At 63.9% G+C, this 25,603-nt stretch carries 27 protein-coding genes; 16 read left to right on the top strand and 11 right to left on the bottom strand.

Annotated features, from left to right (window positions below):
• Nucleotides 1–40: 40 nt before the first annotated feature.
• Nucleotides 41–835 carry a response regulator gene (locus tag CK221_RS14470; protein ID WP_067002122.1) on the bottom strand — a complete coding sequence of 265 codons (795 nt, stop codon included), beginning with the start codon at nt 833–835 and terminating at the stop codon, nt 41–43.
• Nucleotides 836–1,052: 217 nt separating this feature from the next.
• Here CK221_RS14470 and CK221_RS14475 point away from each other — a divergent pair, with 217 nt between their 5' ends.
• Together CK221_RS14475 and CK221_RS14480 are read left to right on the top strand one after the other, a co-directional pair.
• Nucleotides 1,053–1,256: a NepR family anti-sigma factor gene (locus CK221_RS14475; protein ID WP_095778214.1), complete on the top strand. Its 204-nt coding sequence runs from the start codon at nt 1,053–1,055 to the stop codon at nt 1,254–1,256.
• A 3-nt stretch (nt 1,257–1,259) separates the two neighbouring features.
• Nucleotides 1,260–1,811 (top strand): RNA polymerase sigma factor, encoded by a 552-nt coding sequence (locus tag CK221_RS14480; RefSeq protein WP_040973662.1) that lies wholly within the window; start codon nt 1,260–1,262, stop codon nt 1,809–1,811.
• A gap of 31 nt (nt 1,812–1,842) precedes the next feature.
• On the opposite strand, the gene CK221_RS14485 is transcribed toward CK221_RS14480, so the two are convergent.
• On the bottom strand, nt 1,843–2,187 hold the full coding sequence (locus tag CK221_RS14485) for a response regulator (protein WP_348627023.1): 345 nt from the start codon (nt 2,185–2,187) through the stop codon (nt 1,843–1,845).
• Nucleotides 2,188–2,385: 198 nt separating this feature from the next.
• Between CK221_RS14485 and CK221_RS14490 the strand changes: the two genes are divergently transcribed.
• The 4 genes from CK221_RS14490 to CK221_RS14505 all read left to right on the top strand — a co-directional run bounded on the left by CK221_RS14490 (nt 2,386) and on the right by CK221_RS14505 (nt 4,372).
• Entirely contained in the window at nt 2,386–3,147 is a 762-nt protein-coding gene (locus CK221_RS14490) for a Crp/Fnr family transcriptional regulator (RefSeq protein WP_095778172.1), read from the top strand.
• 77 nt (nt 3,148–3,224) lie between these two features.
• Nucleotides 3,225–3,551 (top strand): DUF883 family protein, encoded by a 327-nt coding sequence (locus CK221_RS14495; RefSeq protein ID WP_095778215.1) that lies wholly within the window; start codon nt 3,225–3,227, stop codon nt 3,549–3,551.
• Between the two features lie 10 nt (nt 3,552–3,561).
• A complete protein-coding gene (locus CK221_RS14500; protein WP_095778173.1) occupies nt 3,562–4,026 on the top strand; it encodes a phage holin family protein in 465 nt (154 codons plus the stop codon).
• Nucleotides 4,027–4,156: 130 nt separating this feature from the next.
• Nucleotides 4,157–4,372, top strand: coding sequence for a hypothetical protein (locus CK221_RS14505; RefSeq protein WP_067002134.1), 216 nt, complete (start codon nt 4,157–4,159; stop codon nt 4,370–4,372).
• Nucleotides 4,373–4,392: 20 nt separating this feature from the next.
• Here the strand turns inward: CK221_RS14505 and CK221_RS14510 are convergent, their stop codons facing one another.
• On the bottom strand, nt 4,393–5,313 hold the full coding sequence (locus CK221_RS14510) for a diacylglycerol kinase family protein (RefSeq protein ID WP_095778174.1): 921 nt from the start codon (nt 5,311–5,313) through the stop codon (nt 4,393–4,395).
• 236 nt (nt 5,314–5,549) lie between these two features.
• Between CK221_RS14510 and CK221_RS14515 the strand changes: the two genes are divergently transcribed.
• Nucleotides 5,550–6,938, top strand: a complete 1,389-nt coding sequence (locus CK221_RS14515) for a PRC-barrel domain-containing protein (RefSeq protein ID WP_095778175.1) — start codon at nt 5,550–5,552, stop codon at nt 6,936–6,938.
• Between the two features lie 44 nt (nt 6,939–6,982).
• Here the strand turns inward: CK221_RS14515 and CK221_RS14520 are convergent, their stop codons facing one another.
• Nucleotides 6,983–8,590, bottom strand: a complete 1,608-nt coding sequence (locus CK221_RS14520; RefSeq protein WP_095778176.1) for an alkaline phosphatase family protein — start codon at nt 8,588–8,590, stop codon at nt 6,983–6,985.
• 185 nt (nt 8,591–8,775) lie between these two features.
• On the opposite strand from CK221_RS14520, the gene CK221_RS14525 reads away from it, so the two are divergent.
• The 4 genes from CK221_RS14525 to CK221_RS14540 all read left to right on the top strand — a co-directional run bounded on the left by CK221_RS14525 (nt 8,776) and on the right by CK221_RS14540 (nt 11,973).
• A complete protein-coding gene (locus CK221_RS14525; RefSeq protein WP_095778177.1) occupies nt 8,776–9,708 on the top strand; it encodes a VOC family protein in 933 nt (310 codons plus the stop codon).
• 4 nt (nt 9,709–9,712) lie between these two features.
• Nucleotides 9,713–10,351 (top strand): alpha/beta hydrolase, encoded by a 639-nt coding sequence (locus tag CK221_RS14530; RefSeq protein WP_095778178.1) that lies wholly within the window; start codon nt 9,713–9,715, stop codon nt 10,349–10,351.
• Nucleotides 10,344–10,640 (top strand): GNAT family N-acetyltransferase, encoded by a 297-nt coding sequence (locus CK221_RS14535; RefSeq protein ID WP_095778179.1) that lies wholly within the window; start codon nt 10,344–10,346, stop codon nt 10,638–10,640. Before CK221_RS14530 ends, CK221_RS14535 begins: the two co-directional genes overlap by 8 nt.
• A 274-nt stretch (nt 10,641–10,914) precedes the next feature.
• Nucleotides 10,915–11,973: a dipeptidase gene (locus CK221_RS14540; RefSeq protein WP_095778180.1), complete on the top strand. Its 1,059-nt coding sequence runs from the start codon at nt 10,915–10,917 to the stop codon at nt 11,971–11,973.
• 96 nt (nt 11,974–12,069) lie between these two features.
• On the opposite strand, the gene CK221_RS14545 is transcribed toward CK221_RS14540, so the two are convergent.
• Genes CK221_RS14545 through CK221_RS14560 form a run of 4 tightly spaced genes read right to left on the bottom strand, consistent with a single transcriptional unit; the run spans nt 12,070 to nt 16,782 of the window.
• On the bottom strand, nt 12,070–12,327 hold the full coding sequence (locus CK221_RS14545; RefSeq protein WP_082980657.1) for a hypothetical protein: 258 nt from the start codon (nt 12,325–12,327) through the stop codon (nt 12,070–12,072).
• A 1-nt stretch (nt 12,328) separates the two neighbouring features.
• Complete coding sequence (locus CK221_RS14550) at nt 12,329–13,558, bottom strand: aminomethyltransferase family protein (protein ID WP_095778216.1); 1,230 nt, start codon at nt 13,556–13,558, stop codon at nt 12,329–12,331.
• 43 nt (nt 13,559–13,601) lie between these two features.
• Entirely contained in the window at nt 13,602–15,176 is a 1,575-nt protein-coding gene (locus CK221_RS14555; protein WP_095778181.1) for an NAD(P)/FAD-dependent oxidoreductase, read from the bottom strand.
• Nucleotides 15,163–16,782, bottom strand: coding sequence for an NAD(P)/FAD-dependent oxidoreductase (locus CK221_RS14560; RefSeq protein ID WP_095778182.1), 1,620 nt, complete (start codon nt 16,780–16,782; stop codon nt 15,163–15,165). Before CK221_RS14560 ends, CK221_RS14555 begins: the two co-directional genes overlap by 14 nt.
• 211 nt (nt 16,783–16,993) lie before the next feature.
• On the opposite strand from CK221_RS14560, the gene CK221_RS14565 reads away from it, so the two are divergent.
• From CK221_RS14565 to CK221_RS14580, 4 genes are all read left to right on the top strand, one after another.
• A complete protein-coding gene (locus CK221_RS14565; protein WP_095778183.1) occupies nt 16,994–17,788 on the top strand; it encodes a class I SAM-dependent methyltransferase in 795 nt (264 codons plus the stop codon).
• A 27-nt stretch (nt 17,789–17,815) separates the two neighbouring features.
• Nucleotides 17,816–18,481 carry a transcriptional regulator BetI gene (gene betI / locus CK221_RS14570; RefSeq protein ID WP_245430641.1) on the top strand — a complete coding sequence of 222 codons (666 nt, stop codon included), beginning with the start codon at nt 17,816–17,818 and terminating at the stop codon, nt 18,479–18,481.
• A 64-nt stretch (nt 18,482–18,545) separates the two neighbouring features.
• Complete coding sequence (locus tag CK221_RS14575; RefSeq protein ID WP_067001264.1) at nt 18,546–19,628, top strand: ABC transporter substrate-binding protein; 1,083 nt, start codon at nt 18,546–18,548, stop codon at nt 19,626–19,628.
• Nucleotides 19,625–20,935, top strand: coding sequence for a flavin monoamine oxidase family protein (locus CK221_RS14580; RefSeq protein ID WP_095778185.1), 1,311 nt, complete (start codon nt 19,625–19,627; stop codon nt 20,933–20,935). Before CK221_RS14575 ends, CK221_RS14580 begins: the two co-directional genes overlap by 4 nt.
• Here CK221_RS14580 and CK221_RS14585 read toward each other — a convergent pair.
• From CK221_RS14585 to CK221_RS14595, 3 genes are read right to left on the bottom strand one after another with little or no spacing between them, the layout of a single operon-like run.
• The gene (locus tag CK221_RS14585; RefSeq protein WP_095778186.1) at nt 20,899–21,972 is read right to left on the bottom strand and encodes an ABC transporter ATP-binding protein; all 1,074 of its coding nucleotides are present in this window, start codon (nt 21,970–21,972) and stop codon (nt 20,899–20,901) included. The genes CK221_RS14580 and CK221_RS14585 overlap by 37 nt on opposite strands.
• A 37-nt stretch (nt 21,973–22,009) precedes the next feature.
• The gene (locus tag CK221_RS14590) at nt 22,010–22,831 is read right to left on the bottom strand and encodes an ABC transporter permease (RefSeq protein WP_095778187.1); all 822 of its coding nucleotides are present in this window, start codon (nt 22,829–22,831) and stop codon (nt 22,010–22,012) included.
• Nucleotides 22,828–23,745: an ABC transporter permease gene (locus CK221_RS14595; RefSeq protein ID WP_095778188.1), complete on the bottom strand. Its 918-nt coding sequence runs from the start codon at nt 23,743–23,745 to the stop codon at nt 22,828–22,830. The genes CK221_RS14590 and CK221_RS14595 overlap by 4 nt, the downstream gene beginning before the upstream one ends.
• A gap of 290 nt (nt 23,746–24,035) precedes the next feature.
• On the opposite strand from CK221_RS14595, the gene CK221_RS14600 reads away from it, so the two are divergent.
• Nucleotides 24,036–25,454 carry an aminotransferase gene (locus CK221_RS14600; protein WP_095778189.1) on the top strand — a complete coding sequence of 473 codons (1,419 nt, stop codon included), beginning with the start codon at nt 24,036–24,038 and terminating at the stop codon, nt 25,452–25,454.
• Nucleotides 25,455–25,603: the final 149 nt, after the last annotated feature.

Raw genomic sequence — 25,603 nt, forward strand, 5'->3', positions numbered from 1 at the left:
GCGGGCGCCTCGCATGAGAGCTCAATGATCGGACATGCGGTCAGGCCGCGGCTTTCGCCTGCCGGTCGAAGAACAGCGCCTGACTGATCAGGGCCTTCACCATGTCTGGATTGAAGGGCTTGGTCACCAGAAACGCCGGTTCGGGACGCTCGCCGGTCAACAGGCGCTCAGGGAAAGCGGTGATGAAGATCACCGGCACCGGCGTCGAGGACAAGATCTCGTTGACCGCCTCTATGCCCGAGCTGCCATCGGCGAGCTGGATGTCGGCCAGCACCATTTTCGGACGCGTCTTGCCGAAAACGGCGACCGCCTCGGCGTGCGTGCGGGCGGTGCCGACAACGCGATGGCCGAGGCTTTCGACCATTTCCTCGATGTCCATGGCGATCAGCGGCTCGTCCTCGATGATCAGCACGTCGGTCGCGACCTGGCGAGAAATCTCGCTGCTTGCCTGGGCAAGCAATTCGGAGAACTCCTGTTCGTCGGCATCGAGGATTTCCGCCGCTTCATCCTCGCTGAAACCCTCTACGGCGACCAGCAGGAAAGCCTGCCTCGGCCGCGGCGCGATTGCGTTCAGATTGGCGGCCGCCCGCTGCTCCCAAGCTGTCTGCGCATGCTCTTGCGGCACGCGGATCGCAATCGAAGTGAAAAGCCTGGCAAAGACCTTGTACAGCGCAATGCGATCGCTCGATGCCTTGGGGAAAACTTCGGTGTCGGCGATGATGGCCTCCAGCATCGCAGCAACCAGGGCGTCACCGCTTTCCTGCGATCCCGACACGGCGCGCGAGAAACGGCGGAGGAAAGGCAGGTGAGGAGCGATGGTTGCGGACAGGCTCATATCTGACGTCTCCCTCAGATGACGTTGTTGCAAAGGCTAGACTCACTGGAAGTCCCGGCAAAACCAACGTCGGCTTTCTGAAAAAGTTCCGCCGGGCAGGGAACTAAATTAGGAAGCGGACGTTTCCGGCTTTGGGATGGGCAACCAGACAAGGGTGCCGCTTGCGTCGTGATCTATGGTTTTAAAGCGGTTTCAGGTGCTGGGACTTAGGGCAAACATGAAAGAAATGTCAAAGAATTCAATAACTGGCGCCCCGAGCAGGCACCGGAACGGGGGTAGCGGTCCGCTCGGACCGAACTCCGAAATCGCCCGCAAACTCAAGCAATATTACGACGAGCTGGTCTCCGATCAGGTGCCGGATCGATTCGCTCAGTTGCTCAGCCAGCTGGAAAAGGCCGAACCCGCCGAGAAAAAGGACTGAGACATGGCGGCGGTCTCCCAGAGCTTCAAGACCGAGCTGCTCGGCGCGATCCCAAGCCTGCGCGCCTTTGCGGTGTCGCTGACGCAGAATGCCGACAAGGCGGACGACCTCGTCCAGGAAACCCTGGTCAAGGCGTGGGACAAACATGAGAGTTTCCAGCCGGGCACCAACCTCAAGGCCTGGCTGTTCACGATCCTGCGCAACGAATTCTATTCGCAGATGCGCAAGCGCGGCCGCGAGGTGCAGGACAGCGACGGCATCATGACCGCCAGGCTCGCCGTCCACCCGGCCCAGCATGGCCAGCTCGACCTCAAGGACTTTCGCGGCGCGCTGGAACAGCTCCCGGAGGATCAGCGCGAAGCGATCATCCTGATCGGCGCGTCCGGCTTCTCCTACGAAGAGGCGGCGGAGATCTGCGGCTGCGCGGTGGGCACGATCAAGAGCCGGGTCAGCCGCGCGCGCGCCCGGCTGCAGGACATCCTGAAGATTTCTGGCGAGGACGAATACGGCCCCGACGCGATCTCGGCGCAGGTGACAGGATCAAACGCCGCCTGACACCGACCTCCGGCTCTTCGACGCTACGTCGTCACGCCGCTTTCGCTCGCCTGCAGGCGAGCGCCAGGGCCTGGATCAGATCGTCTCCCGAGTAGGGCTTGGTGACCAGCTTAATCTCGGGAAAAGAGCCTTCGAGATCCTCGGCGTCGGAGTAGCCGGACGCGAAGACGAATGGAATGCCCGCGCTGCGCAGCCGCTCGGCGAAGTCGAGTGTCGAGGTGCCGCCGAGCATCAGGTCGACGATAGCGGCGTCGAACCAGGAAAACCCATCCCGCAGGTCGATTTCAGCCAGATCGCCAACAATCGCGACCTCGGCGGCGCCTTGGTCGCGGCATAGTTGCTCGACATCCATCGCTATCAGGAATTCGTCTTCCAAGACCAGGATACGCAATCCGTCTAGCAATGGGGGCACGTGGCGGCGACTCCTATAAGGCTGCAGTCATGCGCGGTATTCCGCGCTCTGTCATTTAAAAAAGACATGACCAGCGATGCATTGCGTGAGCGGCGGAACCTCGTTCCGGGTGAAGCGTTTGTATTCGCCCGATCGGGGCAGGGGTTTCGAAGAGGGGTCGAAATGTCCGGCCAGAGCGCATATTCCCTTGCCAACCGCCAATATCCTTGCGGCAAATGCCCGCTGCGGCCGCTGCCAGTCTTTCGCGAATTCGAGAGCCAGGAGCTGTTGTTCGTCAGCGGGTTCAAGAAAGGAGAGCTTGCGGTCGACAAGGGGGCGACCGTGCTGGTCGAAGGCAGCCACAGCGCGCATCTCTACACCATACTTTCAGGCTGGGCATTCCGCTACAAGCTGTTGCCCGACGGGCGGCGGCAAATCCTCAATTATTCCATGCCCGGCGATCTCATCGGCCTGCAAGGCAGCCTAATGGGCGAGATGCAGCATTCCGTCGAGGCCTTGTCGCCGATGCTGCTGTGCGTCTTCGAGCGCGACCAATTGCACGAGCTTTACCGTAACTACCCGGGCCTGGCCTATGACATCACCTGGATGGCGTCGCGCGAGGAGCGCATGCTCGATGAAAACCTGCTCAGCATCGGTCGCCGTTCCGCGCTGGAGCGCACCGCCTATCTTGTCGCCTTCATCTCCAGCCGTGCCCGGGGCGCAGGCCTGAACGGCAAGCGGCCGGTGCAGATCCCGATCACGCAGCAGCATATCGCCGATACGCTCGGCCTGTCGCTGGTGCATACCAACAAGACGATCCGCAAGCTGATGGACCGTAAGCTGATCATTTGGCGTGACGGTGGTTGCGAGGTTCTCAGCCATGAGGGGCTGACGGAGTTGGCCGGCTGGCAAGGTTTGGGTGACGAGCGCAGACCGCTCATCTGACTGCGAGCGGGACCGGCAGAACGGAACCCCGGTCTCGGCCAAGCGTTGAAATGGAAGCAAACTTCAGGAGTTACGCAATGGCGACCGCCGCAGGCAGATCCGCAACAGATACTCCCCCCAGCGCCGACCTCGAAGCCGACATCCGGCAGTTGAAGGCCGATATCGAAGAGCTCACCAGGCAATTGGCCAAGACCCGGGACGACAGTTACGGGGCAGCGCGCCGCGCGGCCGCCGAAGGCGTCGAGCAGTTGCGTGCGCACGGCGAGGCAGCGTTCGAAAGCATGCGCGGAAGCGCTCAGGATTTGGAAGCGCAGTTGATAGCCAGCGTTCGCGAAAAGCCGGTGACGTCGCTGGCGATTGCGGCGGGAGTAGGCTTCCTGTTCGCGCTGCTGTCGCGCCGCTAGCAGCCCTCATATGGGGACGCTGGTTTCGCTTATTTCCGGCCTTGCTTCCGGCGAGGCGGTGGCGGCCTTGCAAAGAGCGCGGCTGACCGCAATCCTCTACGGACTTGCCGGTGTTTTTGCCCTGTGCGGCGTCGGTTTCCTCATCGGCGCGGCCTATATCTGGCTGGCGGCGCGCTACGGGCCGCTAGCGACCAGCCTCGGCTTCGGCATCGGCTTCCTGGTGATCGCCGGGCTGATTGTCGTGATCCACAAGCTGACAACCAGCATGCGGGCGCGGCGGCGCGCGCGAAGGCGAAAGGCCGACATGACGGCGGTTGGCGTTACCGCGGCGCTCGCGTTCCTCCCGGCGCTCGCGAAAAGCAAGGGCGGCTTGGGGACGCTTCTCGCGCCCGCGATCGCGCTCGCCGCCTACGCCATCTACCGCGAGAACGTGAAGGCTGGGCCTCGAGACAAGGATCGCAGCGAAACGCCATAGGCGCGGCAAGCCGGTCGAGGCGGCCGACCGTTACCGGATATCACTGTCGGATTGGGAACTTTCGCGGAAAGGGTCCGTTACCCGACCATGCCGTGCTCGGCGTGCGCGCCCCCACACCTGGAGACCGACAATGCCCAAGACCGTTCCTGAAAACGAAGCCCGCCAGGGGCACTGGGGCTGGCATGCGCTCAGGATTCTCGTCGCCGGGCTGCTGCTGGTATTCATCGCCTGGGGCGTAGCCGAGATTTATGGCGTGCTGATCAAAGAGCCGAGCACCGAGCAGCAGCACGTCCCACAACCTCCAGGGACCGAGCAGGCGCCTGCTCCCAGCGGTCAAACACAGTAGTTTTGAGGTCTTGGCTTCATTCAGGCTGCCTTTGCCTGCGCGCTGCTTCTAGGGACCAGCACGTTAAGGGTCGCTGGATGGATCTCGACTGTGGTTTCGCGTTCCAGCTTGACCAACTCTCCGTCCATCACCGCCTTGAACTTTGTCGGCGAGGAATGAATTTTCAGCACGGCCTTGTCAGCCTGGTGGATCTCGACATGTTCGCTTTGGCGCCACCGGCCGCGCAGCATGGCAAGCAGCAATTTTACCAAGTCACGGCGCCGGCGCGCAACGCTGACATAGATGCCAAGCACGCCGCCGGCCGGATTGTCCGCATAAGGCAGATGGCCCTCGCCGAACAGATTGTTGCTGATGCCAATTCCGGTCGCGCGGGTGATGATGTCGGTCTTGCCGATGGTCAAGGTCACCTTGAGGGTGCGCGGGTTCTTGATCGTTGCCCATGCGGCGCGAGCCGACGCCCGCATCTTTCCCAGCCGCGAGCCAAAATCCATCCTCTCGCGGAGCTGGACCATTCTGGCATGCATGCCGATTGAAAATTGATGCACGAAGGGACGGCCATTCGCGGTCGCCATATCGACCGCCTTGACCTCGCCGTCGGTAAAGGCCTTCAAGGCGGCCTCCAGTGTTTGGGGAATGCCAAGGCTGCGCGCGAAAAGGTTCATCGTACCGGCCGGCAATATGGCCAACGCCTTCTTCTTGTTCATCAGAAGCGAGGCCGCGGTGGACACCGTTCCGTCGCCGCCTCCGGCCAGCACGACATCGACGTTGCGCCTGGCTATGGCCTTTTCCAAAGCCGTGGCGATTTCGCCGCCCGCAACGATGTCGATCTGAACCGAATGGCCAGCCGCTTCCAGAAGCTCGCGGACCCGGTCGGCAAAGGCTGCAACATCGGTCGTGCGCAGGGTGCCCCCGTCCTTGTTCAGCACCGCAGCAAACCGCATGCCCCTCTCCTGCTATTGTTAGGCCAAAAACGAGTTCCCAGCCGCAGGCTGAAACGGAAAGGGGCCGCCGAAGGTTCCGCGCCAGGGAGCAAGTCAAGCGCCGTGGACGGGCGCCGTTTGGAACAAGGCTCACCTCACGACGTTGTGAAATCGTGGAATATTGCCGCGCTCGCCCTTGCCTTGTGCGAGGCCGCGAACGCGGCGCGTAGGAAAATCAGGCACGAGGAGAGACGATCATGATCCGCACTCTTTTTGCAACGACCGCGCTTGCAACCCTCCTAGCAACCGGGGCCATTGCGCAGAACACAACGCCTGCACCGGCGCAGGCACCCGCAACGGAAACCCCCGCGCCCGCCGCCGAGACCCAAGCTCCAGTAGTACGTGCAGACGGGGCGCTGATGACCAATATCATCGGTGAGTCCGTCTATAATGGGACCGGCGACGATGCCGAAGACATCGGCAAGGTAGACGACGTCGTTTTCGATGCAAGCGGCAACGTAAAATCCGTCATCATCGGCGTCGGCGGCTTTCTTGGCGTCGGCACCAAGGATGTCGCCTTCGATTACAACAAGCTGGAATGGGCCGAGAAGAACGGCGACCGCTGGCTCGTAGCGAAGACGACCAAAGACGAGCTGAACGCGCAGGCGGCCTTCGATCGCAAGGCCTATGATCCGGCCCCGGCGCAAACGACCGATGCCACGCAGCCTGCGACCACCGACACCGGAACAGCGCAAGCGCCCGCGCAGCCGGCCCAGCCGGTAGAGAAGGCTGAAGGCAATCTCGCCACCAACATCATGGGCGAGTCGGTCTATAACGGCACCGCCGACGACGCCCAAAAGATCGGTGACGTCAACGACATCGTTCTTGCCAAGGACGGCAAGGCCGAATCCCTCGTGATCGGCGTCGGCGGCTTCCTGGGCATTGGCGAGAAGAACGTTACCTTCGACTTCGCCAAGGCCAAATGGGCGGAGAAGAATGGCGATCGCTGGTTGATCGCCGAGACGACGAAGGAAGAACTGGAGGCCCAGCCGGACTTCAACCGCAAGGCTTATGATCCGGCGCCGGCCGCAGCCACCACGGCTTCGAACACTGCTCCGGCAACGACCACCCCTGCCGTGACCTCGTCCGACACCACGGCCGACAAGGAGGCCAAACCGGCTCAGCCGGCCCAGACGACGGCTGAGACCAAGCCCGCGGCGCCGGCTGCGAATACGACGGCTGAGAACAAGCCGGCCGATACCGGCACAGCCGCCACCGACACGACCAAGACAGCCTCGATCGACAAATCGACGTTGAACGAAATGCCGATGGGCAACATCAGAGTCGACGACCTGAAGGGCACCACGGTATACGGCGCCAACGATGTCGAGATCGGCGAGATTGGCGACGTCGTGCTGACGCCCGACAACAAGCCGGATGCGGTGGTGATCGATGTCGGCGGTTTCCTAGGCATGGGCGAGAAGGAAGTCGCCCTCGGCATGGATAAGCTGAAGTTCATGACCGACAAGGACGGCAATAAGTATCTCTACACCAACTTCACCAAGGAGCAGTTGGAGGCGCAGGCAGCCTACGACAAGAGCTCCTATGCCGCAAACCGCGACAAGCAAAGGATGGTCCTGCAGTAAGGGACCAGGCAGCGGGCAGCGGGCAGCAGGGAATACGCGTTTTGCTATTCCCTGCTGCCTGCTGTCTTGCTCACATGGCCGACCACTCCGTCCTTTGTCAGCTCCGCCAGCGCGAGTGATTGGTCGAGATGGTTGGCGCGCCAGGTGAGCATCTTCTCGGCGAGTTCCAGGCGCACCGGCAGATAGGCGGGGTCGTGCGCGACGTTGCTCAACTCGTCCGGATCCCTAGCCAGGTCGAAGAGAAGCGGCGGCAGGCCGCCGCCGAAATGGACATATTTGAAAGCCTCGGTGCGAAGGACGGCAAGGTTGCAGTCGCGTGAGCCGATGCCGAAATGCCGCTCGGCTTCGCGGTCGGCGACCGAGCGGAAATTGAATTCCCAGTGCGCCGCGTCGCGCCAGTCGGCCGGCTCCTCGCCGTCGAGCCAGGACGCCAGCGACCTGCCGTCGAGGTGCGGTTCGGGTGCTGCGCCGATCAGGTCGAGCAAGGTCGGGAAGACGTCCACCGCCTCGGTGAAACGATCGATGGATGCGCCGGCCGCATTTGTCCGGCGCGGATCGCGCACGATCAGCGGAATGTGGTAGCTGGCGTCGAAGAAGCCGCCTTTGCCAAGCATGAAGTGGTCGCCCATCATCTCGGCATGGTCGGAGGTGAGCACAACCACAGTGTCATCCCAACTGTCGGCCGCCTTCAGCGCTTCCCAGATGCGGCCGAGCTGCGCGTCGAGCTCGGAGATCATGCCGTAGTAAAGCGCACGGATCCGGCGGAAATTCTCCTCGCTCCAATCCCGCACCTTGCCCTCGACGCCGGGAACGAACTTCGTCCGCTTCTGCAGGCCAAGATCGTATGCGAGGTAGGGGTGGCTTTGCGCCTCGGCCTGCCAGTTCGCCGCGCGCCGGAAAGCGGGGCCGTCGGCCGGGTCGTACATGGTGTTGTAGGGCTGCGGCACGATGAAAGGCGGGTGCGGACTGATGAAGGAGATGTGCGCGAACCACGGCGCCGATTGCTCCTGTTCGCCAAGCCAGCGGATGAATTCGCCGGCCAGGAAGGCCGCCGGCGTCTGGTCCTTCGAATAGGCCGGCGGCGCGTTGCTTACATCATCGCCGACCTTGCCCTGCTTGCCAGCCGGACGATGGATGCCCGGTGCCCCGGCGCTCGTGTCGATGCCGCGCGTCCGCAGCCAGGACAGCCACTGCTTCTGATGTTCGGGCAGCAACTGCCGGACGCTGAAGCCGGGCAGCACGCCTTCATAACTCCTCAGCCGCGGATCGCCGGCCGCAAGCCGGCGCGGGTCCGGCGCCACATCGGTATAGCCGAACAACGTGGGGTCATAACCCACCGCGCGTGCGGAAAGCGCGATGTTACCGTGGCGGGCGTCGAGCGGCGAGCCGTTGCGGCAGACCCGGTTGTTCATCTGATAGAGGCCGGTGTAGAGGCAGGCGCGCGCCGGCGAGCAGGGCGCCGCTCCACCGTAGTGGCGCTGGAACAGCACGCCCTCGGCCGCGAGCGCATCCACATGCGGCGTTTTCACCACCGGATGTCCCGCCACCGACAGACAATCGCCGCGCCACTGGTCGCAGGTGATGAGAAGAACATTCGGGCGGCTCACTCGGTTGTCCAAACTCTTCTCCCTCAAGACGGCGCGCCCGCTCATGGAGCCGAAATTTCCCGATCGGCGCAAGCAGGCAGTTTCATCAATTGGTGAACATCGGTCTTATGGCCGTTCACTTTTGTGATACAGTCCATTCTGAGTTTGGTCGCTTTGCCGGGCCCGGCGCTATCCTCATATTGCGGTGGACAGCGGCAGGGGCCGCAGCAAGATAGGGAAGGAGCAAGACCATGCTCAATCAGATCAAAGGCCTGCATCACGTTACCTCGATGGCAAGCGATGCGCGCCGCAACAATGAATTCTTTACCAAGAAGCTCGGCCTGCGTCGGGTGAAGAAGACCGTCAATTTCGACGCACCGGACGTCTATCACCTCTACTATGCCGACGAGTTCGGCACGCCGGGCTCGGTGATGACCTATTTCCCGTTCCCGGACATCGGCAAGGGCCGGCATGGGGTGGGTGAGGTCGGCACCACCGTCTTCTCAGTGCCGGAAGGCACGCTCGGCTATTGGGAAAAGCGCTTCGCCGACAAGGGCGTCAGCGGTGTTGGCCGCAGCGAAAGCTTTGGCGAGAAGCGGCTTGCCTTCACCGGCCCCGACGGCGACAGTTTTGCGCTGGTTGAAGACAAGGCCGACGGCAGAGCGCCCTGGGTGAAGGGCGGCGTTCCCGCCGATGAGGCAATTCGCGGCTTCCACTCGGTCGCGCTGAGACTGAAGGACGGCGGCGCCACCGAGGAGCTGCTGAAGTTCATGGGCTATGAAGAGGTCGACAAGTCCGGCAACATCCGCCGGATGGCAATCAAGAACGGCAACGGCGCCGACGTCGTCGACATCGAATCGCTGCCGGGCGCCGGCTTTGCCAATCTCGGCGCCGGCTCGGTGCACCATGTCGCCTTCGCGGTCGAGGATCGCGCGCGGCAGCTCGAAGTGCGCAAGGCGCTTGTTGACACGGGTTACGGCGTGACGCCGGTCATCGATCGCGACTATTTCTGGGCGATCTATTTCCGCACGCCGGGCGGCGTGCTGTTCGAGGTGTCGACCAACGAGCCGGGCTTCAACCGGGACGAGGACACCGCGCATCTCGGCGAGGCGCTGAAGCTGCCGACGCAGCATCAGCATCTGAGACCCTATCTCGAACAGCATCTGCAGAAGCTGGAAGACTGACGCCATGAGCAAGAACGCCTACATCCACAAAGTGCTGCCCGGTTCGCCGGGCAGCGCGCTGCTGTTCGTCTTCCACGGCACCGGAGCCGACGAGAACCAGCTTCTGTCCTTCGGTCGCGAGCTCGCGCCTTCGGCGACGATAGTCTCGGCGCGCGGCGATGTGTCGGAGCAAGGTGCCGCCCGTTTCTTCCGCCGCACCGGCGAAGGCGTCTACGACATGGACGACCTCGCGCGGGCGACGGCCAAGATGGCCGGCTTCGTCAAGGCGCATGTCGAGGCGGCAAAGCCCTCGGCGGTGTTCGGCCTCGGCTATTCCAACGGCGCCAACATCCTGGCCTCGGTGGTGTTCGCCGAGCCAGGACTGTTCGATGCCGCGGCGCTGATGCATCCGCTGATCCCGTTCGAGCCGCAGGTGCAGGGCAGCCTTGCCGGGCGCCGCATCCTGATCACGGCCGGCAGGCGCGACCCGATCTGCCCGCCGAACCTGACAACGCGGCTGGAGGCCTATTTGCGCGCCGACGGGGCCGATGTCACAGTGGAATGGCACGACGGCGGGCACGAGGTGCGGCCGAATGAAATCGAAGCGGCGCGGCGGCTGTTCGCCCTCTCGCCCGTCGGCGAAGGAGTGAAGAAAAATGGCTGACCAGCTGCCTGAGATCGAACTGGAAGATCGCGGCTCCAAGGGTCGCTACCTGCTGCGCGGACCAGGCGGCGCCGAGGCCGAAATGACCTTCACCAAGGTCGGCGAGCACCAGCTCATCATCGATCACACCGAGGTGCCGGATGTCTTTCGCGGCCAGGGCGCCGGGCTTCGCCTGGTAGCCCGCGCCGTCGAGGACGCGCGCGCGGCGGGCAAGAAGATAATCCCGCTCTGCCCCTTCGCCAACGCCCAGTTCCGCCGCCATCCGGAATGGGCCGACGTGCTGAAATAGTAGCACTTGTCTTCCCCTTCTCCCCCGGGGGAGAAGGGGGCCGCGAAGCGGCCGGATGAGGGGAGCTCCACGGAAAACCGACGTCTCACTCCGCTGCAGCACCCTAAACCGTCTTGGCGCTGCGCGCCGGTCCACCGGGGCGAGCGACGCAGCCGCCCAGCCATAAATGCGAACACGCGTCTGGCATTTGCGCAGTTCGGCCATCTTGCCTAATTAGACAGATCACCTGGGATTCTCCCGCCCCGATCCGCCACCTCAAAAAGCGAATGGCCTGATGACCGAATCCGACCTCATTCCCGTTTTCGACGGCCACAACGACACGCTGCTCAGGCTCTACCAGTCGAACGAAGCGGATGTCGAAAAGCTGTTCATCGAGGGCACGCCGGGCGGTCACATCGACATGCCGCGCGCCAAAAAGGGCGGTTTTGCCGGCGGCATGTTCGCGATCTTTCCGCCGCCGATCGAAAAGACCAAGCGCAGCGCCGTGCCGCCGGCGCCAAGCGATAACGAGCCACTGCCGCCGGAACTGCCGCGCGCCGAGGCGGTCACTTCGACCATCGGCATGGCCTCGATCCTGTTCAGGCTCGAGCGCGCCGGCGCGCTCACCGTCTGCCGCAGCGCCGGTGATGTGCGCGAGGCGATGGCGAATGGCTCGATCGCCGCGGTGTTCCACATCGAAGGCGTCGAGGCGATCGATCCCGAGCTTGCCATGCTCGACCTGCTCCATGCCGCGGGGCTCCGCTCGCTGGGGATCGTCTGGAGCCGGCCGAATGCCTTCGGCAACGGCGTGCCGTTCCGCTTTCCCTCGTCGCCCGATACCGGGCCGGGCCTGACCGACGCCGGCAAGGCGCTGGTCAAGGCGTGCAACCAGCTCAGGATCATGATCGACCTCTCGCATCTCAACGAGAAGGGCTTTCGCGATGTCGCCGCGCTCAGCGATGCGCCGCTGGTCGCGACCCACTCCAACGTGCATGCGATCTGCGGCCATTCGCGCAACCTCACCGGCTGGCAGCTCGGCGCGATCCGCGAAACGGGCGGTATGGTGGGCCTGAACTTCGCCACCGGCTTCCTGCGCGAAGACGGCCGCATGAATGCCGACACCAGCCTCGACATCATGCTGCGCCACATCGAGTCGCTGTTGCAGGCGCTGGGCGAGGACGGTGTCGGTCTCGGATCCGATTTCGACGGTGCCATGATCCCGGCGGTGATCGGCGACGTGGCAGGCTTGCCGAAGCTCCTCGATGCGCTCGCCGCTCGCGGCTTCGGGCGCGCGCTGATCGAGAAGATCGCTTATCGGAACTGGCTGCGTGTCCTTGAAAGGACGATCGGATAAAGTGACAATCTTGGACGTTCGGAATTGGGCCAGAACGCTCCCCCAACGTCGTCATCTTAGGGCGAAGCAGGAGCGCAGCTCCGTCGCGCTGCGGGCTTACGCACCCAAGCGCTTAAGCCATTCCTTGCCGACACCGCGGTCGCGGATGATCGGCAAGGGATCTTCATGGTCGAGCCGGGCGCAGATGCGGTAGACTTCCAGCGTCTCGGCATCCATCTCGCCGCGCTTGAAGAAGAACATCGCCGCCGCATAGCGGGTGCGGCCGGACCACATCTCGCCGAGCGGCGTGTTGACCAACTGCCACTGCTCGGCCGCTTCCGCCTCCGCGTCCAGCCTGTCCGCATCCCCTTCCACGTCAAAAGTCCGCCGGCGGGTTGGCGGTGCGGCGATCGAGCTTGATGAACGGCCGCGGCACCACTTTCGCCCGCTTCATCAGCTTCTGGTATCGCAGCTCGCGCAAGGCGTAGATCTCGACCCAGAGGTCGTCGACGACCGTATCGCCGTAAGGCCGTTGCAAGGAGGCGATGGCGATGTTGCGCTTGGCCATGGGCGACCACATCGCCGCGCTGACGAGCCCGACCTCCCGGCTCTTCTTCCAGTAGACGATGGCGTGCTCGGCCGGGATGTTGCCTTCGATCTCCAGCCCGACCAGCACATGGCGCAGCTGCTTCTTCGCCCGCGCTTCGAAGATGGGGCGGCGGCCGTTGAAGTGGCCTTTGTCCGGATCGACCATGAAGCCGAGGCCGATCTCGTCCGGCATGCGCAGGCGGTCGGCACGGATGGCATGCCCGGCAGTGGTGAAGTCGGCATTGGCGACGATCAGCCCGGCTTCTAGCCGGGCGCGATTGAGCGCCGTGTAGCCGATGGCGCGGATGCCGCGCAGCCCGCCCGCCGCCATCAGCCGGTCCCACAGGCTCAACGCCTTGTCCGCCGGCACGAACAGCTCGTAGCCGAGATCGCCGGTGAAGCCGGTGCGCGAGATGGTGACGGCAGCGCCGTCATGCGCGAAGTCGGCGAGGTCGAAAACCCTCAGCCGCTCGATGCCGGCAAAGCCGGCGTCGCGCAGGATGGCGAAGGAGGTTGGGCCTTGCAGCGCGAGCCCGGCGATCGCTTCGGTTTCTTCCTCGACGCTGACCTCATAGCCGATGGCGCTGTCAAGCAGCCAGGGCAGATGCCGCTCCTGCGAGCACAGCCGAAAGCGCGTCGGCGACAGCCGGAACAGCGTGCCGTCATCGAGGACGAAACCCTCGTCGTCGCACCAGGCGGTGTAGTGGACGCGGCCCGGCTTCAGCCTGGTCACGTCGCGCAGCGTGACACGGTCGAGATAGGCTTCGGCGTCCGGACCCTCGATCCGGTATTTCGTCATCGGCGAGATGTCGAAGAGTGCCGCCTGGCTGCGAATGGCAAAATATTCCAGCTCCTCGTCCCAGAGCGAATGCGGCGCGCGGTAGCCGGCCCAATTGTACCAGTCGTTTGTCAGCGCGATCGCGTCAATGCGCGGCTGGAAAGGTGTGTCGAGCCGAAGCGTGCGGAAGTGGGATTGCGCCAGGGTGCGGGCGGAATTGATTTTCACATGACGATTCATGTTGGCGTCGTAGAGCGCTGCGTTTGTGAATGGCGAAATCATCTCATGCCCTCATCGCGATGATGCGGCGTGCGGCGTTGAGGCCGGGGGCGCCGGAGATGCCGCCGCCGGGATGCGAACCGGCGCCGGCAAGGAACAGCCCTTCGAGCGGCGTGTCGTAGCCCGACCAACCGGAGACCGGCCGCGACATCAACATCTGGTCGGCCTGCAACTCGCCGTGGTGCCAGTGGCCGCCAGGCATTCGGTAGCGTGCCTCGATGTCGGCCGGAGTCAGCAACTCGGCATGACGCACCGTGGCGCCGATGCCAGGCGCATAGGCTTCGAGCTGCGCCATGATCGCCTTGAGGAATTGCGGCTTGCCGGCGGTCCAGCCCTGTTTCAGCGCATAGGGCGCGTACTGCACCACCGCGGACAGCACGCAGGCGCCGGAGGGTGCCAGCGAAGGATCGACCAGGCTGGGAAGCGTGATCTCCATCACCGGCTCGGGCGAGAACTCGCCATATTTCGACGGGTTGAAGGCGCGCTCGACATGGTCCGGCGAAGGCGCGATGACGAGGCGGCCCTTGTGGCCAGCGGCGTCGACGCCGGCAAATTGCGGCGGCCGGTCGAGCGCGAGGTGAAGCTTCGCCGCATCGCCCTTCATGCGGATGTTCTTCATCTTGCGCACGAAACCGGTGTCGACCTCGCGCGGCCCGGCCAGATCGAGGATCGTGGTTGCGGGATTGATTGCCGAGACGACGGCTTTTGCGCGCAGCGCCTCGCCGCCCTGCGTGACGACACCGAGGGCGCGGCCCTTCTCGACGACGACCTTGGCGACCGGCGAAGCCAGACGGATCGAAACACCCGCTTGCTCGGCCGCCGAGCGGATGGCGGCAACGACCGCGCCCATGCCACCCTTGGGCTGTATCTGCGCGCCGGCGAGGCCGCCGATCTCGCCAGCGAGCCGATAGTAGAGGCCGAGCAGCGATGTCGGCGAGCGCGGACCGAGATGGCTGCCCAGTGTCGCGTCGAAAGCGAGCAGGCCTTTCAGCCTGTCGTCGGAAAGCTGCTCGTCGAGCAAGTCGTAGACGTTCATCAAGAGCACGCGCAGGAAGTCGCGCATATCCTCCTTGCCGAGCTTTTTCAGCGCCAGCGCCGTCTGGCCGAGCCCGGTCATTTCGGCGAGCGACATGCCGGCAAGGTCCGGCGGGCGGCGCGACAGAAACGGTTTCAAAACGCCGGCGTAGCGCAACAGCTGAGCGCGCAGGTCCCGCCAAGCCGACTGCTCCGACGGGCTGGCGCCCGTCAGCGCCTCGCCATAAGCGCCGTGCAGCACCAGCGGGCCGTCTTTCGACAATGCGACCGAGGGCACGAAATCGCCGCGCTCGATCTTCAGCCCGTGGCGCTCGAGCTCCAGCGTCTTCACCACATCGGGATGCAGGCGGTTGAGCAGATGAGCGACCGCCGAGACACGGAAGCCAGGTGCGAAGTCCTCGGTGCGCGCCGCGCCGCCGACCTCCTTGCCGGCCTCGAGCAGCAGCACCTTGCGTCCCGATTTCGCCAGCGTGGCGGCGGCGACCAGGCCGTTGTGGCCGCCGCCGATGACGATCGCGTCCCAATTCGCTTCAGATGACGTCATGGGCTGGGCTCATATGCAGGGTTGGCTTGGCGAGATCGCGCAGGATTTCGGCGGCGGCGTTGCGTCCGGGCGCGCCCATGACGCCGCCGCCCGGATGCGTGGAGGAGCCGCACATATAGAGCCCGCCGACCGGCGAGCGGTATTGCGCGTAGCCCGGCACCGGGCGGTTGAACAGCAGCTGGTCGAAGGTCAGTTCGCCTTGGAAGATGTTGCCTTCGGTGAGGCCGACCTCGGCCTCGATCTCGCGCGGCGTGCGCACCTCCATATGGACGATGCGGTCGCGGAAGCCGGGCGAATATTCGGCGATCTGCGCAACCACGCTCTCGGCGAAGCCGTCGCGGTCGGCGTCCGTCCAGTCTCGGCCGCCAATTTTGGGCGGCGCGTATTGCACGAAGCAGCTCATGAAATGTTTTCCCGGCGGCGCCATGGTCGGGTCGAGCGTGGTCGGGATCACCATGTCGAGGAAGGGATCGGCCGACCAGCGCCCGGCCTTCCAGTCGTCATAGGCGCGCTCCATGCGCTCGATTGAATCGGTGAAGTGCATGTCGGCGCGGTAGACCGGCGAATCCTTCGGCAGAGCCGGGAATTGAGGAAGCGAATCCAGCGCGATGTTGACCTTGCCGGACGAACCGCGGATCTTGAAGTTCCTGACGCGACGAAGGAAGATGTCGGGCAGCTCCTTCTCCTCGACCAGTTTCAGGAAGGTGCGCTTCACGTCGGCGTTTGAGACGACGAGCTTGCCGTGGATCTCTTCGCCGCCTGCCAGCACGACGCCGTTGGCCCTGCCGTTCCTGATCAACACGCGCTCGACCTCGGCGCCGGTGCGGATCGTGCCGCCGGAGGCCTTGAATGAGGCTGCGAGCGCCTTGGTCACGGCACCCATACCGCCACGCGCATAGCCCCAGGCGCCCACCGAGCCATCGACCTCACCCATATAGTGGTGGAGCAGGACATAGGCCGTGCCGGGCGACATGGGCCCAAGCGCCGTGCCGATGATGCCGGAGAGCGCAAAGTTCGCCTTGATGACGTCGGTCTCGAAATACTCGTCGAGGAAGTCGGAGATCGACATCGTCCAGAAGCGCAAGGTCAGCGCCATTTCCTCAGCAGTGAGACCGGCGAATTTCTTGCCGAGATAAAGCAACCCGCCAAGATCGCGCGGCTTGAAGCTGGTGGGATCGGGCGCAGTGCGCAACAACAGCGGCTGGATGAAGCGGCACTGCCTTGTGACGTCGCGCGAATAGCGGTCGTAGGCCTCGGCGTCGCGCTTGGAGAAGCGGGCGAATTCGCGGCGATGCGCATCGTGGTCGCGGTAGTTGGCGAGATAGTCGCCGTCGCGCGTGAACACCGCGCCGCCTTCATAGGAGATCACCTGCAGGCCGAAGCGCGGCAGCTCCAGATCGCGCATGATCTCGGGCCGGAACAGCGAGCAGACATAGGAGCAGTTGGAGTAGAGAAAGCCCGGCGTCAGCTCGCGGCTGGTGGCCGCACCGCCGACCCAGTCGTTCTTCTCGACCACCAGCACGTCGAGCCCGGCGCGCTGCAGATAGCCGGCGTTGACCAGCCCGTTGTGGCCGCCGCCGATGACGATCGCGTCCCATGCCTTCATGTGCGCTCAACCTCCCTCCGGCCGCCCGTTTTTGGGTGCGATTTGTTCCCCGATCAGCCGAATTTGGCACGGGTCACGGTTTTTTGTCCAGCCATTTTGAATGAATGTTCAACAAATGATGTTGCGTTTCTGCGTTGATGCGCTAGGCTTTGCCCCGCATTTCTGGTGTCCACTAGCCCGAAGGTGACTTCGGCATTTGAGGCTCAGTCCGATGATCGAAACGGCTAACGCCGAGCCGGAATATGACGACGCGGCCATTCGCTTCCTCGAGGCGCTCTGGGGCGATGGCTACCTGTCGCCGGGCGGCCCGGACGAAGTGGACCGCGTGGTCGAAGGCCTCTCGTTCAAGGGCAAGACGATCCTCGATATCGGCTGCGGCGCCGGCGGCGTGACGCTGGATCTGGTCGCGCGCCATGGTGCGGCGCATGCGACCGGTTTCGATGTCGAGAGGCCGGTGATCGAGACGGCAAAGCGAAACGCGGCTGCGCAGGGTCTCCAGCACCGCGTCAGCTTCGTCCAGGCGCCGCCGGGACTGCTGCCTTTCACCGATGCTTCCTTCGACGTCGTCTTCTCGAAGGACGCACTGTTGCATGTCCGGGACAAGGATGCCCTGTTCGCCGAGATCTTCCGCGTGCTGAAGCCCGGCGGCGTCTTCGCCGCGTCGAACTGGATGATCTCGCACGACGGCGAGCCGTCTGCGGACATGAAGGCCTATCTCGCGGCGGAAGGCTTGTCCTTTGCCATGGCTTCGCCGGCGCGCTACGCCGAGGCGATGCGTCGTGCTGGCTTCCGCGACATCAGCGTCCGCGACCGCAACGCATGGTACCGCGAGGTGGCGCGGGAGGAACTGGCGCGCCTGAAGGGGCCACTCTATCAAGCGCTCGCCGCCGCGGTCGGCGGGGGCTATGTCGACAAGAACATCCGGACCTGGGAGGCGATGCAGAAGGTGCTTGACAGTGGTGAGCACCGCCCCACTCATCTGCGCGGTTGGAAGCCGGTCGGATAGCCGGCACTGCTGGAGACCGTCACGCTCATGAAGAATGCAGAGGCCAGGGATGCCTTGCCCGAACCGGCACGAAAAGGAGAGGCCGAGAAGCGCGGCCGCAAGGCTTCGAAAGAAGTCAGGCAGCTCCAGTTGATCGAGGCGACGATCGATTCACTGGCCAAGCGCGGCTATGCGGAAACGACGATGGCCGATGTGGCCGACGGCGCGGGCCTGTCCCGCGGCATCGTCAACTTCCATTTCGAAAGCAAGGAGAAGCTGCTCGTAGCCACACTGCAATATATGTATGACGAGTATTCGGCGCATTGGCGCGCCGCCTTGCAGAAGGCAGGCGACGATCCGGCGCGGCAGCTGCAGGCGCTGGTGTGGGCCGACTTCGATCGCTCGATCTGCAACAAGCGCAAGCTCGCCGCCTGGTGCGCCTTCTGGGGCGAGGCCAAATCGCGGCCGACCTACCAGGCGCTGAGCAGCTCGCGCGACGCCTACTACCAGCAGGTGTTCATCGACCTCTGCGCGACGCTCAAGCAAAGGGGCGGCTATGCCTATGAGCCGCAGGTCATGGCGCTGGCGCTATCGGCCATGCTCGAGGGCCTGTGGCTGCGGTTGATGATGGGCACAGAAGACACCACCCGCGAGACCGCGCTGCAGGCGGCCAACGCGTTCCTGGCCGCCGCCTTTCCGAAACACTACGATTAACGACAGCCCGGAGTTAGCAACAGCCGGCCAGCAAGACCGGCAAGACCAAAGAGGATGGAACAGCATGAAGAAACTCAGCCGACGCCTGACACTTACTTTGGCGCTCGCCGGCGCGCTGGCATCTTCGGCGGCAGCGTTCGCCGTTGCCGCCGACAAGGACCTCATCGTGTTCGACTGGTCCGGCTATGAGGACCCCAGCTTCCACGGCAAATATGTCGAGAAGGACGGCGACTCGCCGACCTTCGCCTTCTTCGGCGATGAGGACGAGGCATTCGAGAAGATCCGCTCCGGCTTCAAGGCCGACCTCGGACATCCGTGTTCGCAAAGCGTGGTGAAGTGGCGCGAGGCGGGGCTGTTGCAGCCGCTCGACACCTCCAAGATCGCCGGCTGGAAGGATCTCAACCCCGGCATCATGGCGATGAAGGACCTTGCCACCACCCCCGACGGCAAAGCCTGGTTCATGCCTTGGGACTGGGGTGACACGCAGCTCACCTTCAACTCCGACAAGATCGCCGAGAAGGACGTGCAGTCGCTGAAGGCCTTCGCCGATCCCAAGTATAAGGGACGCGTCTCGATCGGCGACAATGTCGACGACGCCTATGCGCTGGCCAGCCTCGCCATCGGGCTGAAGGACTGGACAAAGATGACGGACGAGCAGTTCAAGCAGGCGTCCGATTTCCTGCGCCAGGTGCACAAGAACGTGCGCTCCTACTGGACCGATACCACCGACATCGTGCAGTTGCTCTCAGGCGGCGAGGTCGATCTGGCCTGGGCCTGGAACGACGCGGCGGTGCAATCGCAGGCCGCCGGCGTGCCGATCAAGTCCAAGAAGGATACCGACGAGGGCATCTCGACCTGGGTGTGCGGCTATGTGCTGTTCAAGGACGCGCCCGGCAACATTGACAAGGCCTATGACTATCTCAACGCCGTCAACGATCCGGAAGTCGCCAAGGTGCTGGTCAAGGACTGGGGCTACGGCCAAGCCAACGCCAAGGGCATGGCCGGTGTCGACCAGGCGGTGCTCAAGGAAAAGGGCTACGACAACGTGGAAAAATGGGTCGACAAGACGCTGTTCCAGCAGCCGCTGCCTTCCGAGCTCAAGCTGAAGATGATCGCCGAGTTCGAGAAGATCAAGGCCGGCTATTGAACAGCAAGATCGAAAGAACCGACGTTGCAATCGTCGGCGCCGGCTTCACCGGCCTGTCGGCCGCGCTCGAATTGAAGCGCGCCGGCATCGATTTCCTTGTCCTGGAAGCGCGCGGCCGCGTCGGCGGTCGTGTGGAAGGTGTACGAAACGGGCTCGGCGAGCTGATCGACAGCGGCGGCCAGTTCCTGTGCGAGGACATGCCGGAGCTGATGGCGCTGGCCAGGGCGCGCGGCAAGACCTTCGTCAAAACCTTTGTCGATGGCGATTTCATCACCCATCCACCGATGTCGGTCGACCAGGCCGGACAGACCTATGTGACCGCGATGGCGATCCGCGACCGCATGAACTGGATCGAGCCTGACGATCCCGCGATCGCCGGGCTGACCGTCGCCTCCTGGCTCGAACGCCAGACCGATCCGGTAGATGCCAAAGCCGCCTTCCGCTCGATGATCGAGGGACTGTGGTGCCTGGCGCTGGAAAAGGTGCCGCTCTGGTACCTGATCGACAATGATCGCCGCATCACCAACGAAGTGCCGGAACTGCAATATTCTCTGCGCGAGACCATGCAGTCGCTGGCCGCGGACCTGGCGGGCGATCTCGGTGACCGGCTGCGGCTGAACGAGCCGGCCATTCGCATCGAGCGGGGGCCGTCAGGCGTTCGTGTCGTCGCAGGCGGCGGCGCCGTCGAGGCGCGCGAGGTCCTGCTCGCCCTGCCGCCTGCGACGGCCAACAGGCTCGACTTTCGGCCTGCCTTGTCAACGGCCTTGAAGAAGGCGCTTGGCGTCTGGGAAAGCGGCGCGGTGGTCAAGATCCTCGTCCGCTATGCCAGGCCGTTCTGGCGCGAGCGCGATCTGAGCGGAATGGTGATGTGGCGCGACATGCCGGGCCTGTTTGCCTGCGATGCCAGCAAGGATGCCGAGCATGCAGCGCTCGTCGTCTTCATCGGTGGACCGCTGGCGCTGCGCTGCCGCAAGCTGGGTGCTGCGGCGTTGCGCGCCGAGGTCATTGCGAAGCTCGCGGATGCGCTCGGTCCGGACGCGGCCGATATTCTCGATTTCAGCCAGCGCGACTGGACGGATGACTGCTGGAGCGGCGGCGCCTATAGCGATCTCATCGTCGACGTGACGGCAACGGATGCCGAGCGCACGATCCTTGCCGGCGCGCCGCCGATCCATTTTGCGTCGTCGGAAGTGTCGCCGTCCTTCCCCGCCTATGTCGAGGGCGCGATCGTGGCCGGACGCATCGCCGCCGGGAAGATTTTGGCGCGGCTTCAGTCCGCCATCGCCACCAGGGCCTCTGGGTCGTAGGCGAGGCGGATCGGCGCGCCGACCGGAATGTCGTCGGCGCCGAAATCATTGGTCTCTGTCACCGAGAGCGGCTTTTCCAGCCCCGGGATCTCGACGATCAGATGCGTGATCTCGCCGAAATAGTGGCGCTCGACCACCTTGCCGGCGACCTCGAACTTGGCCGTCGCATTGTCCCAGAGCACGCGCAGCCGCTCCGGCCGGATGCCAAGCGTCGCCGCGCCGGCGTTGCGCACGAAGGTCTTCGGCTTGTCGGTCCTCACACGCCCGAAGCCAAGCGTGTCGACAACCAAGGACGCGCCGTTCTCCTCGACGATCTCGGCCTTGACGAAATTCATGCCGCCGAGGAAGTCGGCGACCTGGCGGTTGACCGGGCGCTGGTAGATTTCCTTGGGCGAGGCGACCTGCGCGATACGGCCGCCGAACATCACGGCGATGCGGTCCGACATGGCCAAAGCCTCGTACTGGTCGTGCGTGACCAGCACGAAGGTGATGCCTACCGCCTGCTGCAGCCGGCGCAACTCGACCTGCATCTGCTCGCGCAGCTTCTTGTCGAGAGCCGATAGCGGCTCGTCGAGCAGCAGCACCTTGGGACGCATGACCAGCGCGCGGGCCAGCGCCACGCGCTGACGCTGGCCGCCGGAGAGTTCGGTGGCGCGGCGCTTGCCAAGGCCGGTCAGCGACACCTGCGCCAGCGCCTCCTCGACGCGGCGCTTTTCTTCGCCGCCCTGCAGTTTCAGCCGCTTCAGCCCGTAGGCGACGTTCTGCTCGACATTGAGATGCGGAAAGATCGCGTAGCTCTGGAAGACCATGTTGGTCGGACGCCGGTTGGCGGGAATGCCGTCCATCGGCTGGCCGTCGACCGCGATCGAGCCGCTGGTCGGCGAATCGAAGCCGGCGATCATGCGCAAAAGCGTGGTCTTGCCGCAGCCGGACGGCCCGAGCAGCGAGAAGAACTCGCCCTCCCTGATCGCGAGCGATGCATTATTCAACGCCTTGAACGCGCCGTAGCTGCGCGTGACGTCGCGGATCTCGATCATGGTGCGATCGGAAATCGTTCGCTCGTACTGGACCCGCTCAAGCATAGAGGCCTCCATCGTTCTGGGTGCGTCTCGCCGCGCGGCGGCGCAGGATCTCGGCAACGGTCATCAGCACGAAGGACGCCGCCAGCAGCAAGGTGCCGAGCGCCAGCACGCCGGGGAGCTTGGCCGCGAAGCGCAGCTGTCCCCAGATGTAGATCGGCAGCGTCGCCTCGGTGCCGGTGAGGAAGAAGGCGATGATGAACTCGTCGAGCGAGATGGTGAAGCAGACCAGCAGGCTGGAGACGATCGCTGGCGCCACCATCGGCAGCGTCACACGCCGGAAGGTGCCGAAGGCGCTTTCGCCGAGATCTGCGGAGGCTTCCTCGAGACTGCGGTCGAAACCTTCGAAGCCGGAGGTCAGCACCGTCATCGAATAGGGAATGCAGACCAGCACATGCCCAAGCACGACCGTGAACAGCGACAGGCTCAAGCCCAGTTGCAGCATCACCAGGAGCATCGAGATGGCAACGATGACCTCGGGCAGCACCAGCGGGGCCATGATCAGCCCGTTGACGGTGCGGCGGCCGGGATAGCGGTAGCGGGTGATCGAACGGGCGGCGAGAATGCCGAACACGGTCGACAGGATAGCGGCCGAGGCGCCGACAACCAAGCTGTTCCAGGTGGCGTCGATCAGTGCCGGCGTGCGCGGCAGGTCCTGGTACCAATGCAGCGTGACGCCTGAGAGCGGGAATTTCGGCGTCGCCGCGGTGTTGATCGAGAAGATCGGCAGGAAGATCACCGGCAGATAGAGGAAGAGAATGTAGAGCGCGGCGTAGCTCGACAGCCAGCTTGGCAGGTAACGTCTGATCGCCGTCATCGTGCCAGCCTCTGCAGCGCGCGGATGACCAGCACCGCGGCGCCTGCCATCAGCGAGACGATGACCATGGTGGTGACGGAGAGTGCTGCGCCGAGCGGCCAGTTCGACGCCTTGCCGAATTGCGCCTGGATGGCGTTGGCAATCATCACGCCGTCTTTGCCGCCGACCAGCTTCGGCGTGACGTAGTCGCCGACGGTCGGGATCATGACGATCAGCGCCGCCGAGATGACGCCTGGCGCCGACAGCGGCAAGGTCACGCGCAGAAAGGAGCGCAGCGGCCCGTCGCCGAGATCGGTCGCCGCTTCGACCAGGGTGCGGTCGACCTTCTCCAGCGAAACGAAGATCGGCAGGATGGCGAAGGTCGCCCAGGCGTGGGTCAGCGTGATGATGACGGCGCTGGAATTGTAGAGCAGCGCAGTCGACGGCTCGTCGATGATGCCGAGGCCCATCAGGCCGGAATTGAGCACGCCGTTGTAGCCGAGGATCACCTTCCACGACATCACGCGCAGCAGGTAGCTGGTCCAGAACGGGATGGTGATGAGGAACAGCCAGAGGCTCTTCTGGCGGCCGCCATGGAAGGAAATGAAATAGGCGATCGGATAAGCGAGCAGCACGGTGAGCAGGCTGACCGTCAGCGAGATGTAGAGCGAGCGCCAGAGCAGGTCGCGGTAGATCGGCTCGGTCAGCGCGATCCGATAATTCTCCAGCGTGAATGTGTGGTCGATGGTCAGGTAGTCCTGAGTCCAGAAGGAATGGGCTATAACAACCAGGATCGGCAGGACGAGAAGGATGAGCGCGTAAAGGAAGGTCGGGCTGATCAGCGCAATGCCCTGGACTGCTTCCGATTGCAGAAGGGCACCTCGCCTGGCTCTCGCCATGCGCAGCGGGGGCGACCCTTCCGCGGCGGCCGTCATTGCAGCGCTCCGGGCGTGATTGCAGTTGCCGGCTCGGACTGTCCCGCCATACGGCCTTCCCATTGATCGGCGCCGACTGCCTGTTCCCATTTTATGTGCCTGGAGCGATCACTTCAGACTTGCCGGCTTTCTTTCATCATGAGCGCATCCGCCGATTGAAATCAAGCGCTATTTCTGCAATATTGATTGAATGGACATTCAAAATGAAGTGACGGAAGGCCGCATTTCCAGGGCTTTCCGCTGCGTTTCATGTCTCTGGAAAACACCGCAACGGACGATGCGAGGCTAAGATGGCAGCTGCACGAGAGATCAAGGCGAGGGGAGTTGTCGAGCCCGGGGATGACGATGCCGTCGAGCTGGCCAAGCGTCATCTTGTCCAGCCCTGGCCCTATGCCGGTTCGGTCGGCGCCGAGGCACGGGCGCTGATCGGCGAGGGCGAGGGCATCTACATCACCGACGCATCCGGCAAGCGGCTGATCGACGGTCCGGCCGGCATGTGGTGCATCAATGTTGGGCATCGCCGCGAGGAACTGGCAAGGGTGATGTACGACCAGGCGATGGCGCTGTCCTACAACACGCCTTGGTATACGATGAATGCGCCCTCAGCCGAGCTTGCGAGACGCATCGCCGATGCCGCTCCCGGCGATCTCAGTCACACCTTCTTCACCACCGGCGGCTCGTCGGCGGTGGAGACGGCGCTGCGCTTCATGCAGTTCTACAACAATGTGCGCCGCAGGCCGGAGAAGAAGCTGATCATCAGCCGCGGCGGCGCCTATCACGGCTCGACCTACCTGTCGGCTTCGCTCAACGGCCGCCCGCGCGACCGGCACTGGATGGATGGTGCCGACGAGCTGGTGATCAAGCTCTCCTCGCCCGATCCGTTCCGACGGCCGAAGGAGATGAGCATCGACGCCTTCACCGATTTCCTCGTCGACCAATTCCGCGACACGGTCGCGCGCGTCGGCGCCGGTCGCATCGGCGCCTTTGTCGGCGAACCGGTGCAAGCTTCGGGCGGCGTCGTCGTGCCGCCGGACGGATACCTAAAGCGCATCCGTGAGATCTGCCGCGAGAACGACATCCTCTATGTCTCGGACGAGGTGGTGACCGGCTTCGGACGGCTTGGCCATGTCTTTGCCTCGGGCGACGTGTTCGGCCTCGAGCCGGACATGATCACCTTCGCCAAGGGGGTGACCTCGGGGTATTTCCCGCTTGGCGGCGTGATTATCTCCGAGCGGCTGCTGGAGGAACTGCGCCGCTCCAACCATCCCGATGCGCTGTTTGGCCATGGCCTCACTTACACCAGCCATCCGATCGGCTGCGCCGTCGCGCTGAAGAATCTCGATCTTTTGGAAGAGGGCGTGCTTCAGGATGCGCGCGAGATCGCGCCCTATTTCCAGGCGCGCCTGAAGACGCTCGAGGAACTGCCTCTGGTCGGCGAGGTACGCGGCGCCGGCCTGATGGCTTGCGTCGAATGCGTCGCCGACCGCGAGAGCAAGGATCCGCTGCAGCTCGACAAGGATGTGGGAAAGCGTATCGACGCGCATTGCCATGAGCTCGGTCTCTTGGTGCGGCCGCTGATCAACATGTGCGTGATGTCGCCGCCGCTCATTATCAGCCGCGAGCAGATCGACGACATGGTCGCGATCCTGCGCGAAGGCATCTCGCGCACGATGGATGATCTGAAGAAGGAAGGCGTCTGGCGGGGGTGAGAGAGCGCTCCTCTCCCCGTTCTACGCAGGGGAATCGCAGATAAGTTGATTGGCTATTGCCAAGCCGCAAAGGAAGGATTCTTGAGAGGCTTTCTCGTAGCAGAGGAGGCCCGAGTGCGGCTTGTTTTGTCGATCCTGCAAGCAGTTCG

Source organism: Mesorhizobium sp. WSM3868 (assembly GCF_002294785.1).
Lineage (GTDB): Bacteria > Pseudomonadota > Alphaproteobacteria > Rhizobiales > Rhizobiaceae > Mesorhizobium.